Annotated in this window: 16 protein-coding genes and 1 pseudogene; 16 read left to right on the top strand and 1 reads right to left on the bottom strand. The window is 48.1% G+C overall.

Annotated features, from left to right (window positions below; all coding sequences use genetic code 11):
* Nucleotides 1–36: 36 nt before the first annotated feature.
* The 11 genes and pseudogenes from psmA (at nucleotide 37) to N5910_RS05360 (ending at nucleotide 5,817) form a co-directional block, all read left to right on the top strand.
* Entirely contained in the window at nucleotides 37–783 is a 747-nt protein-coding gene (gene psmA, locus N5910_RS05410; RefSeq protein WP_261599381.1) for an archaeal proteasome endopeptidase complex subunit alpha, read from the top strand.
* Between the two features lie 4 nt (nucleotides 784–787).
* Nucleotides 788–1,486, top strand: a complete 699-nt coding sequence (locus N5910_RS05405) for a ribosome assembly factor SBDS (protein ID WP_261599380.1) — start codon at nucleotides 788–790, stop codon at nucleotides 1,484–1,486.
* 45 nt (nucleotides 1,487–1,531) lie between these two features.
* On the top strand, nucleotides 1,532–2,377 hold the full coding sequence (gene rrp4 / locus N5910_RS05400) for an exosome complex RNA-binding protein Rrp4 (protein WP_191216010.1): 846 nt from the start codon (nucleotides 1,532–1,534) through the stop codon (nucleotides 2,375–2,377).
* Between the two features lie 2 nt (nucleotides 2,378–2,379).
* Nucleotides 2,380–3,102, top strand: a complete 723-nt coding sequence (rrp41, locus tag N5910_RS05395; RefSeq protein WP_074359048.1) for an exosome complex exonuclease Rrp41 — start codon at nucleotides 2,380–2,382, stop codon at nucleotides 3,100–3,102.
* Nucleotide 3,103: 1 nt separating this feature from the next.
* Entirely contained in the window at nucleotides 3,104–3,907 is an 804-nt protein-coding gene (rrp42, locus tag N5910_RS05390; protein ID WP_238337843.1) for an exosome complex protein Rrp42, read from the top strand.
* Nucleotides 3,908–4,011: 104 nt separating this feature from the next.
* Nucleotides 4,012–4,280, top strand: a pseudogene (rpl37A, locus tag N5910_RS05385) (50S ribosomal protein L37Ae).
* A gap of 1 nt (nucleotide 4,281) precedes the next feature.
* Nucleotides 4,282–4,413 carry a DNA-directed RNA polymerase subunit P gene (locus N5910_RS05380; RefSeq protein WP_048901205.1) on the top strand — a complete coding sequence of 44 codons (132 nt, stop codon included), beginning with the start codon at nucleotides 4,282–4,284 and terminating at the stop codon, nucleotides 4,411–4,413.
* A gap of 1 nt (nucleotide 4,414) precedes the next feature.
* Nucleotides 4,415–4,882 carry a Brix domain-containing protein gene (locus tag N5910_RS05375; protein WP_013295883.1) on the top strand — a complete coding sequence of 156 codons (468 nt, stop codon included), beginning with the start codon at nucleotides 4,415–4,417 and terminating at the stop codon, nucleotides 4,880–4,882.
* Nucleotides 4,879–5,157 (top strand): KEOPS complex subunit Pcc1, encoded by a 279-nt coding sequence (locus N5910_RS05370; RefSeq protein WP_013295882.1) that lies wholly within the window; start codon nucleotides 4,879–4,881, stop codon nucleotides 5,155–5,157. The genes N5910_RS05375 and N5910_RS05370 overlap by 4 nt, the downstream gene beginning before the upstream one ends.
* Nucleotides 5,158–5,175: 18 nt before the next feature.
* Complete coding sequence (locus N5910_RS05365) at nucleotides 5,176–5,541, top strand: prefoldin subunit beta (RefSeq protein ID WP_013295881.1); 366 nt, start codon at nucleotides 5,176–5,178, stop codon at nucleotides 5,539–5,541.
* A complete protein-coding gene (locus N5910_RS05360; protein WP_013295880.1) occupies nucleotides 5,542–5,817 on the top strand; it encodes a DUF3194 domain-containing protein in 276 nt (91 codons plus the stop codon).
* Nucleotides 5,818–6,049: 232 nt separating this feature from the next.
* Here N5910_RS05360 and N5910_RS05355 read toward each other — a convergent pair whose 3' ends face one another.
* Nucleotides 6,050–6,562, bottom strand: a complete 513-nt coding sequence (locus N5910_RS05355) for a GNAT family N-acetyltransferase (protein WP_261599379.1) — start codon at nucleotides 6,560–6,562, stop codon at nucleotides 6,050–6,052.
* A 329-nt stretch (nucleotides 6,563–6,891) separates the two neighbouring features.
* Here N5910_RS05355 and N5910_RS05350 point away from each other — a divergent pair, with 329 nt between their 5' ends.
* The 5 genes from N5910_RS05350 to N5910_RS05330 all read left to right on the top strand — a co-directional run bounded on the left by N5910_RS05350 (nucleotide 6,892) and on the right by N5910_RS05330 (nucleotide 13,971).
* Nucleotides 6,892–7,389 (top strand): nicotianamine synthase family protein, encoded by a 498-nt coding sequence (locus N5910_RS05350; RefSeq protein ID WP_013295878.1) that lies wholly within the window; start codon nucleotides 6,892–6,894, stop codon nucleotides 7,387–7,389.
* A complete protein-coding gene (locus N5910_RS05345; RefSeq protein WP_242451210.1) occupies nucleotides 7,335–7,694 on the top strand; it encodes a nicotianamine synthase family protein in 360 nt (119 codons plus the stop codon). The genes N5910_RS05350 and N5910_RS05345 overlap by 55 nt, the downstream gene beginning before the upstream one ends.
* A gap of 357 nt (nucleotides 7,695–8,051) precedes the next feature.
* Nucleotides 8,052–10,946, top strand: coding sequence for an FmdE family protein (locus tag N5910_RS05340; protein ID WP_261599378.1), 2,895 nt, complete (start codon nucleotides 8,052–8,054; stop codon nucleotides 10,944–10,946).
* Between the two features lie 184 nt (nucleotides 10,947–11,130).
* Nucleotides 11,131–11,745 (top strand): hypothetical protein, encoded by a 615-nt coding sequence (locus N5910_RS05335; protein ID WP_261599377.1) that lies wholly within the window; start codon nucleotides 11,131–11,133, stop codon nucleotides 11,743–11,745.
* A 48-nt stretch (nucleotides 11,746–11,793) separates the two neighbouring features.
* Complete coding sequence (locus N5910_RS05330; protein ID WP_261599884.1) at nucleotides 11,794–13,971, top strand: cobaltochelatase subunit CobN; 2,178 nt, start codon at nucleotides 11,794–11,796, stop codon at nucleotides 13,969–13,971.
* Nucleotides 13,972–13,973: the final 2 nt, after the last annotated feature.

Here is a 13,973-nt window from a genome sequence, read left to right as displayed (position 1 = left end):
TCAGAATTATTTTATCAATAAAGAGAGGTTAAAAAAATGCAACCACTTCAAAGTGCAGGATATGATAGGGCCATTACAGTATTCAGCCCGGATGGCCGGCTATTCCAGGTAGAATACGCAAGAGAGGCGGTTAAGAGAGGAACAACATCTCTTGGAGTTAAATCAAAGGATGGAATAGTTCTTGTTGTGGATAAGAGACCCACAAGCAAGCTGGTTGAACCAAAATCAATAGAAAAGATATTCCAGATCGATGAACACATAGGGGCTGCAACATCAGGGCTTGTGGCGGATGCAAGGGCAATAATTGAGAAGGCGAGACTGGAGGCGCAGATAAACAGGATAACCTATAACGAGCCAATAAGGGTTGAGAGCCTCGCCAAGAAGATATGTGACATGAAACAGATGTACACCCAGCACGGCGGTGTGAGGCCCTTTGGAACAGCCCTGATAATTGGAGGCGTCAATGGTAAGGGCTGCAGACTCTTCGAAACAGACCCTAGCGGTGCGCTAATAGAGTACAAGGCCACAGCCATAGGGGCTGGAAGACCCGCTGCAATGGAAGAGTTTGAGAAGAAATACCAGGAAGGAATGGACCTGAATCAGGCGATAGAACTGGCTCTTGACGCGGTTTATGAGGCCACAGAGGGTAAAACAACACCTGAGAGTGTTGAAATAGCAATTATAGATTCAGAGGAAGGCAGATACCGCAGGCTCAACGATGATGAGATCAAGGATCATGTTGAGGAACTCCTGATAAGGAAGGAGAAGGAGGAAGAGGAGTAGAAAAATGGTTAGCCTTGAAGATGCGGTTATCGCCCGTCTTGAATCCCATGGAGAAAGATTTGAGATCCTTGTAGACCCTGACCTGGCAGCTGAATTCCGGAGGGAAGACTCGGATGTTAGTGTGGAGGATGTCCTGGCAGTCCAGGAGGTCTTCAGGGACGCCAGGAAGGGTGATAAGGCATCTGAGGAGGCAATGAGGAAGGTCTTTGAAACCTCAGACCCCCTGGAGGTAACACCAATCATCCTTCAGAAGGGGACGATACAGCTCACTGCACAGCAGAGAAGGCAGATGATAGAGGATAAGCACAAAAAGATAGTCAGTAAAATAGCCCGTGAAGGTATAAACCCCCAGACAGGGCTTCCTCACCCTCCAAAGAGGATTGAAAGGGCGATGGAAGAAGCCAAGGTTCATGTTGATCCATTCAAAACGGTTGATGAGCAGGTCAACATAATCCTGAAGGCAATAAGGACAAAGATACCCATCAAATTTGAAAAGGTCAAGGTGGCCATAAAGATACCCGGTGAAAAGGCTGGTTCAGCCTACGGTGTAATATCCAGTTTCGGGAAAATAAAGAATGAGAAGTGGCAAAGCGACGGTTCATGGATAGCGGTGGTTGAGATACCAGGCGGCCTTCAGGACAGTTTCTATCAGAAGCTCAGTGAGCTGACCGGGGGCAACCTTGAAACAAGGATCATCAAATAAAACCTTCCTCTCCTTTTTTGCCTTCAAAAAACAGGGAGGCATAATGTGATACTTGTAAAGGATAAGGACCTGGTTGTTCCAGGTCAGATACTGGCAGAAAACGATTACTACCCTGGTATGGGCACCTTCAAGGAGGATAGCAGGATATGCTCCTCCCTTGTTGGACTCGTTTCTGTGAGGAATAAAAGGATAAACGTGATACCCCTCCAGAGCAAATACATCCCCAAGAGGGGCGACGTTATTATAGGTGAAATAACAGATATAAGGTTCTCAATGTGGGGCCTTGACATAAACTCCCCCTACACAGGCATGTTGCCGGCATCAGAGGTTTTTGGTAAGGATAAGAGGGAGCTTGAAAAGGTCTTTGAGATCGGCGACGTTCTTCTTTTAAGGGTAGTGGACGTTGATGAGGTTAAGAAGGTTAAACTCGGCCTTAAGGGAAGAGGTCTTGGGAAATTCAGGGACGGCATACTGGTCTACATAACACCCACCAAGGTGCCGAGGCTCATAGGTAAACGCGGCTCAATGATAAACATGGTAAAGGAGAAAACCGGCTGTGACATCGTCGTGGGCCAGAACGGTGTTGTCTGGATCAAGGGAGACCCCCAGATGGAGAGGATAGCTGAAAAGGTTATACTCATGATAGACCGTGAGGCCCATACATCAGGGCTCACAGACAGGATAAGGGAACTCCTTGATAAACTCACAGTGTCAGAGGAGGAAACTCCCACCGAACATGAAGGAGAAACTTATCATGAATCCGGGGAGGCTCCACCTGAACCTGAAAGCACTGAAGAGAAAATGGAAGAGGAAGAATCCCCTGATCTTGAGGAAAGGGATGAGGAGGAGACCTCTGAAGGGATAGAAGAGGATAGTAAGTCTGATGAGTAGAGGTGGTTCATATCATCACACAGGATCAATCAAAAACCCCTTCCGGTGTAAGGGAGGATGGAAGGGCCTTCGATGAACTCAGACCCATTAAAATCGAGGCAGGAATCCTTGAAAGGGCTGATGGTTCATCTTACATGGAATTTGGTGGTAACAAAATACTGGTAGCAGTCTATGGGCCAAGGGAAGCCCAGATAAGGAAACTGCAGCGACCCGACAGGGCTGTGATAAGGTGCAGATACAACATGGCACCCTTCTCTGTTGATGAGAGGAAGAGACCCGGCCCTGACAGGAGGTCCGTTGAAATCTCTAAGATAACTGCAGAGGCACTCAGGCCCGCACTGCTCCTTGAAAAATTCCCCAGATCAGTTATAGACGTCTTCATAGAGGTCCTTGAGGCAGAGGGAGGTACAAGGTGTGCGGGTATAACAGCAGCATCGGTGGCCCTTGCAGATGCAGGCATACCCATGAGGGACATGGTCGCTGCCTGCGCCGCGGGTAAGATAGATGACCAGGTAGTCCTTGACCCCTCTGAGAAGGAGGATAAGGAGGGCCAGGCAGACGTCCCCGTGGCCATACTTGCCAGGTCAAAGGAGATAACACTGCTCCAGAGCGATGGAAACCTCTCTGAGGATGAATTCGAAAGGGCCCTTGACCTTGCAGTTGAAGGTTGCCTCAGGATACATGAAGTGCAGAAAGAGGCCCTGAGAAAGAGGTATGGTGAGTAAAATGAATATAATACCCGAAATAACAAGGAAAAGCATAACCAACCTTATAAACAATAAGGAGAGGGCTGATGGAAGGTCACTTCATGAATTCAGGGACATATCCATTGAAACAGGCGTCATATCAAAGGCAGAGGGGTCTTCAAGGGTTAAACTGGGCAACACACAGATAATAGTTGGTGTGAAGCCCCAGATCAGAGAGCCCTTCCCTGACACCCCCCAGATGGGTGTTATACTCACAAATTCCGAGCTACTCCCCATGGCATCACCAACCTTTGAGCCGGGGCCACCCGATGAACGCTCGGTGGAACTCTCAAGGGTGGTTGACCGCTGCATAAGGGAGAGCCAGATGATAGACCTTGAGAAGCTCTGCATAGTTGAGGGTAGCAAGGTATGGATGCTGTTCCTTGATCTCCACATAATAGATTACGACGGCAACCTCTTTGACGCTGCCGTCCTTGCAACCGTGGCAGCCCTCCTTGATGCAAGAATACCCACAGCAAGGGTTGAGGACGGAGAGGTTGTCATTGACACCGAGGAAATGCAGCCGCTGCCCATCACAAGGAAGGCCCTCATGTGCACCTTTGCAAAGATCGGTAACGAGATAATCCTTGACCCCTGCCTTGAGGAGGAGGATATACTGACGGCAAGGCTATCCATAGGTGTAACCGCAGAGGGTAACATATGCGCCATGCAGAAGGGTGGTGAAGGCCCGCTGACACGCGATGATGTCCTCAGGGCGGTTTCAATTGCAAGGGAGAAGGTGCCCCAGCTCATAGAGTACCTTGAGAATTCCATGTCCCCCTGAGTCTCAGGGCATGATCCAGGATATCCATGGGGCCCTATGGCTCCCCAAATCTTAAATACTGATCTGACAATATCTATAACATCAGATTTACTGGAGTGATACAAATGGCAAGAACAAAGAAAGTAGGTATTACAGGACGTTTCGGTCCACGTTACGGTCGTAAAGCTAAAAGAGCAGTCAAGAAAATCGAAGAGGAGATGAAGAAGAAGCACATATGCCCGCGCTGTGACCGTCCCGGTGTTAAGAGGGAGAGCAGGGGCATATGGAAATGCAGAAAGTGCGGTGCTGTCTTCACAGGCGGCGCCTATCTGCCTGTAACCCCCTGGGTAAAACAGCAGCCCGTAACATCAAGAGGATAGTTGGAGGTAAATAGATTGTATAGATGCGCCCAGTGCGGAACCCTGATAGACCCCAAAAAGTACATGGAGAACAAGTGCCCGCGCTGCAGGTACAGGATCCTCTTCAAGGAGGTGCCTCCTGTTAAGAGGACCATAAGGGCACGGTAGGATGCTTCTTACAACCTCAAGGAAGCCATCCCAGCGCACAAGGTCCTTTGCCCAGAGGCTTGCAAGGATCCTCGGATGGACCTACATAAACAGGGGGAAGATGAACCTGCGCGAGGTCCTCATCGATGCAGGGGGTCCTGCCGCAATCCTCTTTGAGAGACATGGTAACCCTGCAAGGATAACATTCCTTGATGAAAGGGGCCATGAACTGGGTTACATCCTCTTCAACGCTTCCTTTGACCTTAAACCCGTCAGTCTCAGGGGCGCTGCCAGAAGTGCAAGGTCCTGTCCTGATGATCTCCACACAATCTGCCGGCTCATGGGCCTTGAACATGACCCGTCGGTTAGGGAGGGTGCATGGGATATAAGGCCTGCCGGTGATTACAGGGGTGTGATGGAACTCATTGATTCGGAGGGCAGGCCCTCTGGCTTTAAACTTATCATAAAGGATATCAGGATGGGTGAGTGACCTTGGCATTGAGGAGCATCCAGGGTGAAATCGAAGTTTCCACAGGGGACCCTGAGACGGCCCTTGTTATTTACAGGGCGGTTAAACCTGAAGTTGAGGATTCACCCTCTGAAAGGTCCTCAATGTCCATTGACCTTGATGATGACCTGATAACCATAAGTATAAGCGCCACTGATTCGGCGTCATTCAGGGCGGCCCTTAACTCATCAATCCGATGGGTTAAACTGTCCATGGAGATGATTGATACACTTAAATCCCTGGATTTATCCGATTAAATATTTGAAGGTGATATTATGGAACTTCCACAGAATGTACAGCATCAGCTGGCTCAGTTCCAGCAGCTGCAGCAGCAGGCACAGGCAATATCTGTGCAGAAACAGACGGTTGAAATGCAGATTAATGAGACACAGAAGGCCCTTGATGAACTTTCCAAGGCTGCAGATGATGCAGAGGTATTCAAGAGCTCAGGGAACATCCTCATCAAGGTTGATAAGGATGAGATTACAGAGGAGCTCCAGGAAAAACTTGAAACCCTACAGTTAAGGGAGAAGACCATTGAGAGGCAGGAAGAACGCGTCATGAAGAAACTCCAGGAGATGCAGGTTAACATCCAGGAGGCAATGAAGGGCGCTGGAATCAACCCGGGGATGGGTAATTAATTGACTCTGAGACGGTTATCCCGGAGGGATCTGGATGAGATATCCATTTTCCTCCATAACACTGTTTCTGAATACATATTACAGAGGGTGCCGAGGAAGGAAATAGTCGACCTTGACGTCTCTGTCAGGGTTGAATATGATGATGAACTCAGTGTTGATATCAGTGCTGAGGTCTACCTGGATGAACTCTCCGATGCAGATCCCTCCATAGTTGATGAGGCGGTTGACCTGGCCTATGAGAGGCTTGAGGACATCCTTGAGGATTACAGGGAATAATAAGTTTTTTTCCTTTAATCGGGGACGCTGCTTCTGATTTATAATTACTGAATTTTACCTTACTCTATCCCGGTGAATGGTTTAATACTGAAAACCTTTTCACTTAAAATGAGTAATAATTTTTTTTCAAAAAGTATTTATATATCCTCTGCCAAGTATATCTCTGAGCATGAATTCCTCCTAGGATATCAACGGAAGCCAGCTCAAACAGGGCATCAAGCAATCCTTTCGCTCAAAAAAATGTCATCTGATGCCCTGTTCCTCCTCTTTTTATGGTAGAACAGGTTCCACTGAAATCCTGGTTTCCCATTGAACTCCTGTTAAGGGACTTTTCCATGTGGACGGTTCCAAGTTCATTGTCAGTGTCAATAACTATGCTGTAACCCTTTGAGAGCCAGAATTCAAGGGCACCCTCAACGTGTTTATGAGTGTGAAGGTAGATACGGGTATAGCCCTTCTCTGCTGCAAAGGATTCTGCAATTTCCACAAGGTATGATGCAACACCCATCTTCCTGCAGTCCTCATGCACAAAGACCCTCCAGAGGCTGGCCGTCCTTTCAGGGTCGTAATTGAGGCCCTTGAATTCACGGTCATAGGCGCGGAGGCCGAGGGTTCCAACCAGCCTGTCACCAATGCAGGCAAGGAGGAAGGTGTTCCTTTCAGGTTCCAGGTAGTATTCTTCAAGGTTGACTATGTCCCTGTGGTACTCGGGTATGTAATCAAAACCGAACTCCCTCTTTATCATCCTGAAGAGAAATGCCCTGACTGATTTAGGATCCTATTCTTCTCCCGGTGTCGTTACTCTGATAATAAACACCACCCCAAAGTAATACTTTATCACGATTTTAAGGATTATATGTAATACTACATTCCTTGTGTATAATATGTATCCATATCTCCTATAAGTACCATGGCAAAACTAATATGTGCCGGCGAATAAAGGATGCCTGTTTATGATAACATAGGGGGTCTGTTATTAATTCAGATCTGGATGGGGGATCATCCATAAACCTTGGATCCGTTTATTAATCCAATTAAAGGAGCATCGTCCACAAACTACATGGAAGTATATTCATGAGCTGTTACATCTACTGGGATAGGATCAGGTCGATAGCATCAAGACTTGAGGGTATGGATTATGGGATACATGGGATGAACGTTGAAGCCGTAATCCCCCTCCTTGATGAGATTGAGGAGATAGCCCATGATGAGTCCATTGACTTTGAATCTGCAAAGCACATCCTTGATGATCCCGGGATGAATCATGCCCTCAGGGTAATAAGGAGATTCTACGTCAACCTCGGGATGAAACTTGAAATTGAAAAGGCTGAGGAGGTCCTTGCCTCAGAGGACCCGTGGAAGACGCTAGGGTCGTTCTACTTTTACCCTCGCTACATCGAGCTCCTTAAAAATGAGGCAACCCTTGGCAGGTACAGGGAGGGTGAAAGAATAGTCTTTATTGGGGGAGGGCCCCTCCCCTCACAGGGATTCTCCTGGCAAGTGTCCATGGCATGGGGGTGTCGGTTGTTGAAGTTGAACCCGAACTGGCGGAACTTGCAGGAAGGGTCATAGAGAAACTTGGACTTGAAGGGGATGTTAGGGTAATCAACGGTGATGAGACAGCAATAAGGGACCTTGAATTCGACATAGTGCTTGTGGCGGCCCTTGCAGAGCCAAAGGAGAGGGTTTTCAGGAACATCCACCGCTATGTTGATGGGGATACAAGGGTCATTTACAGGACCTACACCGGGATGAGGGCCATACTCTACTCACCTGTAGGTGATGAGGATGTAAGGGGTTTCAGGAGGGCAGGCATTGTTCTACCATCGGGTAAGGTTAACAATACATCTGTACTTGTATTCAAATCCCCTGATTAGGACCTTCAATCCAATCAAGCTCTCATGAGTTCAATTAAACTTCAGATGAGTTGATTATTACTGTGGAGTCCTCAGGAACCCATTAATTATTAATACAAATGAAATAGTAAGTGTTAAATACTCATCATATTTTAGATATAAGTGTAACACCAGTACGGTGTTGGATATTAAATTTTTCCCTCCAGCAATCAGTTCATGGGGTTTCCCCATGAATCCTTTTTTTATCAAGTAAAATTGAGTATTACTTTTATCCCTTCACGACAGGTAAAGGTATTAACGAAATGATTATATATGTTATTACTTCCATTATAGTTCTGTAAATTATTAATAATTAAAGATAAAAGGAGGTGAAAAGGTATGAGAAGACAGTATTTCATGGTTCTAATGGCTCTTCTCTTTGCTGTTGCACTGACGGGCTCTGCTTCAGCAGTAACGCCAGAATGTGAGGTGGGGGTGAATGTCACGTATGAATTCGCAGATGACAACACCCGCATCAATCCAGACATAAACTACATCAGTGATGAGAACGGTGAAAAGCTTAACTTCACAAAGAGGTTTGACCCGGCAAGCAACATGACAAAGATAACCTTCCAGCCCCCTGTGGTTACGGAAACAACCAGGTTCACAATAAAAATAACAGCCCCCGGCTACAAGGACATTTTACACCACTTCACACTATCCAGGAACCCCTACGATAACTCTGATCCGAACTACTATGCACACCTCTCATTCAAGATGAATGCAACCGACGCCTACAGGCTCGGAAGGGAAATAACAAAGAAGGCAGATGAGATCCTCAACTTCTCAAGTGGAAATGTCCTTGTAATCACAACAGCAGGCATTGTCAAGTACAGGGGCGACACATCAGAGGATGTGATTGAGGGCATACTGAATCAGGCACGAGGAATTGTCACCTATGGTAAGGGCAACCTCCTGATGATCAGGAAGACTCCCGTGGATCCCCTGGACACGTTCTTCATCCTCCAGAAGGGGAACACGTTAACTGGAGTGTTCTTCAAGAATGCAAGCACAACACCTGTTGTCATCAGAACAGTCAATGGGAAACCGATATACACCATCGACCTCTTAAAGAACATGACAGAGGCCAACTGGAACCTTCTTGTAAGTAAATACGGGGAACACGCATTCCCTGTTGCAAGCCTTGCCAATGCATGGATGCAGGATGCTCCAGCAGACCTCCTGAGGGCAGCGGCCTTCCACGGGCACATGTGCCTCGGTACCATAAGCGGTTACGCAATGAGCCTCACACTGCTCAAGTACTACCCACCGATCATGGACATCACATCACCGGGCTCTCCAGGTGAGATAACAAACTACATCACCATAGGTGTCCCGGGCGACTCAGACGATGACTCCCTGCTCATGTTCCTTGACACAACACCGGGTAAGGGAGGATCATACAGCGGTTTCAACACAACAGCCACAGGTGCGGACACAAACCTTGTTGGATTCATCAGATGGAACCCAAAAACCCTCAAGGGCGACCTTATAATCATGAAGTTCGACAAGGAAGCCCTGAGGCAGCAGTTCCAGCAGGAGACCGGTAAGAGGACAGAGCTTGAATTCAACGCATGGCTCATAAGTAAACTTAAACAGGACCCAACATCCCTCGTCACCATAGTAAGGGAACTTACCGACCTCAACGTAACCCACTACTACTATCTCCTTGGTTCAGCAAGCAACACAACAGTCAGGGATGCGAATGGAAATGTGTACAATATAAGCGCCCAGAGGGCCCATGGCCTTGACATGGCATACATTGACAGCCTGGGACTTCCAAATGCAACACGTGAAAACAATCCACTGCCACAGGGCACCCTGACCTACGAGCAGATAAAGAAGATCGGTGCTGATGCTGCAAACCTTGCTAAGCAGTTATTCCTTCAGGAAAAGGGTATAAACCTTGAGAAGGATGACAGGGACCTTGTTGTACTCACATCAGCAGGTTATTCAAGGCTCAACGGACAGGATACGAGCGCTGCATGGGATGGAATATTTGATGTTCTCGGATCAAGGCTCAGCAGGGCAACGCTCCTACCAATCCACAGGCCGCTCTGGAAGCCACTCTGGTTCACATTTGTACTCAGGGGCTATGATGGAGTTACAATGGATGCGGTGTACATCTACTATGACCCTGCAACAGGACAGCTAGTTGCAAGCAATGCATCAGACGGCAAATACGTGAACGACATTGGTCCAAGGACCCTTAACAGCACAGCGCTTACAGACAAGGTTTCAAAGGTCTTTGCAATGGATGGATGGTTCAATATCCAGACTATAGCAAACGCATGGAGACACGACCCGCCCTACGACCAGATACTCACATTCCTCTTCCATGACCATGCATGTCCAGGTGTATCACCGGGTTACATCATAACCGAGCACATATTCAACAACTACCCACTCAATGAGAACGAGAGCTACATCTACCTGGGTAACACCATCTACTGCAAGGACGATGCAATAGTCTACAGGCTGGGAGTCTCACCTGGACAGGGAACCTACTTCAACCTCAGGCTTCCAAGCGCAGATACCATGTCCGATGACGATGACTTTGGAGGTTCAATTGAAGGTATCCTGATCATCTGGGACAGTGTCAAAAAGGTTGGAAGGGCTGTTATCATCGGCTTCCAGTGGCCGCAGTTTGATGTGAGTGACTGCACAACCGATGAGGCCAAAAGAGAAAAACAGATAGCAGGTTTCATAAGCCTCTACAAGGGTGAAACACCATCTTACATGACAGCAGCCCCAGTCGTGAAAATAGAGGCAGAGAGATACATAACCGAATCTGAACTTCAGATGATACTTTCAGGTGCAGATGGTGGCAGTCCACTTGCCTTTGTTAAGGGCATACCTGCAGACAGGACACTTGCAGACATTCTACCTCAGGTACCTGTGGATGGCGGCAACCAGGGCGGAATTCCTGGCGGAGTTCCAGGAGGCCTTCCAGGTGGTTCAACCGGCGGTGTCCATGGGTCAACCGGAACTACAGGAAGGACAGGCGGTGTTTCACCTGGCCTTTCAGCAAGCGTGGCAGCACCTGCAGAGGTTGGCGCTGCTTCAGAATCCACAGAGGAACCAGCCCCTGCCAGGGCCTATGAGGTTGAAAACGTAACCTCCTCAGGTAGCGGCAGCGGTTCATCAGCATGGTACGTCTACGGTATCGTCGGGGTTCTTGTTGCAGCAGGTCTCGTGGCATTCGGATTCCTGAGAGGCGGAGCAGGAAAATAAAACCTCCCCTTTATTTTTTTTGTTTCAGTCCGATTATTACTTTTCTCAGGGAATTATATAAATTAAGTAATAATATGGATCTAATAATACTAATTTTTTATACATCCCTGATTCAGTAATAATAAATGTTTTTCTATGAGTACAGCATAATACCATATAAAAAAATGAAAGGAGGTGAAAAGTTATGAGAAAACATCTGATGACAGTAACAGCAGTTCTTCTCATGGCAATGCTCTGCCAGACCGTGGCAGCAGCAGACAACACTACGCAGGTTGATACAGATCCTTTGACAGTAAATGGCACGGATCAGATTAAAGACCCTGTGGTGCTTGTGATACATTCATCTACAAGTTCCAAGATGACCAATGACGCTGCAAAGAAGGTCATGGACCTCATAAATCCATCACAGCCGGGTTACGATCCAGAGAATAAATCTACATGGACGGTACGCTTTGAGGTGAGGACCACAGCGCAGATAGCCAGCATGAACCCCGAGGAACTCAGGGCGCTTATAGAATCCGCAGATATAGTGATTGCAGAGTGGCTCTTTGACTCAGGAAACTTCAGGAACGTCATGAATGCCTACCCTGAAATAGCATCCAATAGGTCAAACAAGATATTCATGGTCCTTGAAAGCGACCCTGACCTTACCAGCATGTCACAGATAAATGGAGTCAGAATATTTGACGGTATTCCATCATCAGTCATAGGAAACACCGACACGAAAAACACAATCCTGTACGACCTTAAAAACTCCAATGAATCCCGTCTAATGGCATACGTGAACACATACCCCTAGCTTGCCCCATGGGTAGCCTACGGTCTCTACTATGCAAAGAAGGGGACCATCAACTATGAAAACCAGTTCAAACTCCTTCTCAAGAACTTCACGGTGATGAATGGAGGGACCTGGCCCTCAGCATGGGAACCATCAGCACCCGTAACTCTCCCTGCAGAGATGCTCTACAGGGACGGCAGGGTCTTCACCAGCCTCGCAGAGTACCTTGCAGCATACCCCCTTAACCCATCAAGGCCCACCATTGGAATCGCGGGACTTGACAGCGTACTCCTCTTAGGGGACATGGCCCACTTTGACAGCATAATAGCAAAACTCACTGCACGTGGAATGAATGTCATACCCGTGGTGGGTGCCTATTCAGGTGTTAACGGGACACAGCCACTCAACATCTACTCAGCCATGGTCAAGTTCTTCACCTACGACCCGGCAGACCCATCAAGGGTTGTCACCGCAGCAGAATACGAGGCAAACCGTGATTACTACAGGTACAGGATAGATGCCCTTGTAAGCTTCACAACATTCACCCTTGGCTCAGGATTCGTCAATCAGACCGCTGCTCTACTTGAGAAGATGAATGTGCCTGTCTTCAGGGCCATGATATCAACCAAGAGGGAGGAGGGTGAATGGCTGCTCTCGGATGACGGGCTGCTCTGGAGCGACACCTACTACCAGATAGCGATACCCGAGACACAGGGGATCATTGAACCCATCTTCGTCGCAGCACCCGCAAAGAGCATTGACCCGGTAACAGGGGTTGAAATCGTCGCATACACTCCGATAGAGGAGCAGATGGATTACCTTGCAGACAGGATCGGTAACTGGGTCAGGCTGAAGTACCTCACCAACTCTGAGAAGAAGATAGCACTCATATACTACAACTATCCACCGGGAAAGGGTAACATAGGTGCAAGCTACCTCAACGTCCCGGAGACTATAGTTGAAATCCTTAAGGCATTGCAGAGTGCAGGGTACAGTGTTTCAGGGTTCCCTTCAACGGCTGATGACCTTGTCAGGCTCCTGGTTGAGAGGGGCATCAACGTTGCCATCTGGGCACCCGGCGAACTTGAAAGGCTTGCAGATGAACCCCAGATCATACTCTGGGACGCTGATGAGTACTATGCATGGTTCCAGACCCTCAACCCGGTTGCCCGTAAACAGGTAATCGAGGGACCCGTGGGCTACATTGAAGAGATGGTCAGACTTGCACTTGACTACATATCAAGTGACACGGCATACACCGCAGCCATCAAAACCATCGATAAATGGACCCCAGAGATGATATCCCTTGCAAACAGTTACCCTGAAAAGGCACAGCAGGCAGTTAGACTGATAGGAAATATGACAGAAGCACTTAAAGCAGTTTTGGAGAATGCAAAGACTGGTAAGAGCACTGAAGCATCATGGAACCTTTTCTATCAGTTTAAGAATGAATTCCAGAGCCTTTCAGTCCCTGGATTCAACGGATGGGGCGAGGCACCGGGAAACATCATGACTGTTGAAAGGAACGGTAAGAAGTACATCGTAATTCCAGGTATACTCTTTGGCAACGTCTTCATAGGACCGGAGCCCCAGCGTGGCTGGGAGGCGGATGTTGAGAAGCTCTACCACAGCACGGTCGTTGCACCACCACACCAGTACCTTGCATGGTACGCATGGGTTAACACGGTCTTCAATGCCGATGCACAGGTCCACATTGGAAGACACGCAACCTACGAGTGGCTCCCAAGGAAACAGGTAGCCCTGAGCAGCTTTGACTTCTCACAGATATGTGCCGGTACAAAGCCCTCAGTATACATATACATCGTGGACGGTGTGGGTGAGGGCATACAGTCCAAGAGAAGGGGATACGCCGTTATAGTTGACCATCTAACACCACCACTTAAGACAACCCAGCTCTACGGTGACCTCCTCGATCTCAGGGCACTTATAGACACCTACTCAAGAACACCGGATGCAAGCCCCCTTAAGGCTGAGTACCTTGAGTCCATAAGGAACATGGTTATAAAGCTAAACATCGCCCCGGAGATCAACATAAACCCTGAAAACTTCACAGAGGACGACGTTGAAAGGGTTGATGACTACCTTGTGATGCTCCAGCAGACCCTCATGCCTGTCGGGCTCCACACATTCGGCCTTACCTGGACCGATGAAGAGGTGGCTCTACTTGCAGCAGCCATGTATCCGCAGACGGAGGACCATCCAGTCCATCACTCCAGAGGCTTATAGCC

The organism is Methanothermobacter wolfeii, from assembly GCF_025397995.1.
Classification (GTDB): Archaea; Methanobacteriota; Methanobacteria; order Methanobacteriales; family Methanothermobacteraceae; genus Methanothermobacter; species Methanothermobacter wolfei.
This window is presented reverse-complemented; position numbering and strand designations above follow the sequence as displayed.

Coding starts and splice junctions, on each gene's coding strand:
- psmA (WP_261599381.1), top strand. CDS start 37: ATGCAACCACTTCAAAGTGCAGGATATGATAGGGCCATTACAGTATTC.
- N5910_RS05405 (WP_261599380.1), top strand. CDS start 788: ATGGTTAGCCTTGAAGATGCGGTTATCGCCCGTCTTGAATCCCATGGA.
- rrp42 (WP_238337843.1), top strand. CDS start 3,104: ATGAATATAATACCCGAAATAACAAGGAAAAGCATAACCAACCTTATA.
- N5910_RS05375 (WP_013295883.1), top strand. CDS start 4,415: ATGCTTCTTACAACCTCAAGGAAGCCATCCCAGCGCACAAGGTCCTTT.
- N5910_RS05365 (WP_013295881.1), top strand. CDS start 5,176: ATGGAACTTCCACAGAATGTACAGCATCAGCTGGCTCAGTTCCAGCAG.
- N5910_RS05355 (WP_261599379.1), bottom strand. CDS start 6,562: ATGATAAAGAGGGAGTTCGGTTTTGATTACATACCCGAGTACCACAGG.
- N5910_RS05350 (WP_013295878.1), top strand. CDS start 6,892: ATGAGCTGTTACATCTACTGGGATAGGATCAGGTCGATAGCATCAAGA.
- N5910_RS05340 (WP_261599378.1), top strand. CDS start 8,052: ATGAGAAGACAGTATTTCATGGTTCTAATGGCTCTTCTCTTTGCTGTT.
- N5910_RS05335 (WP_261599377.1), top strand. CDS start 11,131: ATGAGAAAACATCTGATGACAGTAACAGCAGTTCTTCTCATGGCAATG.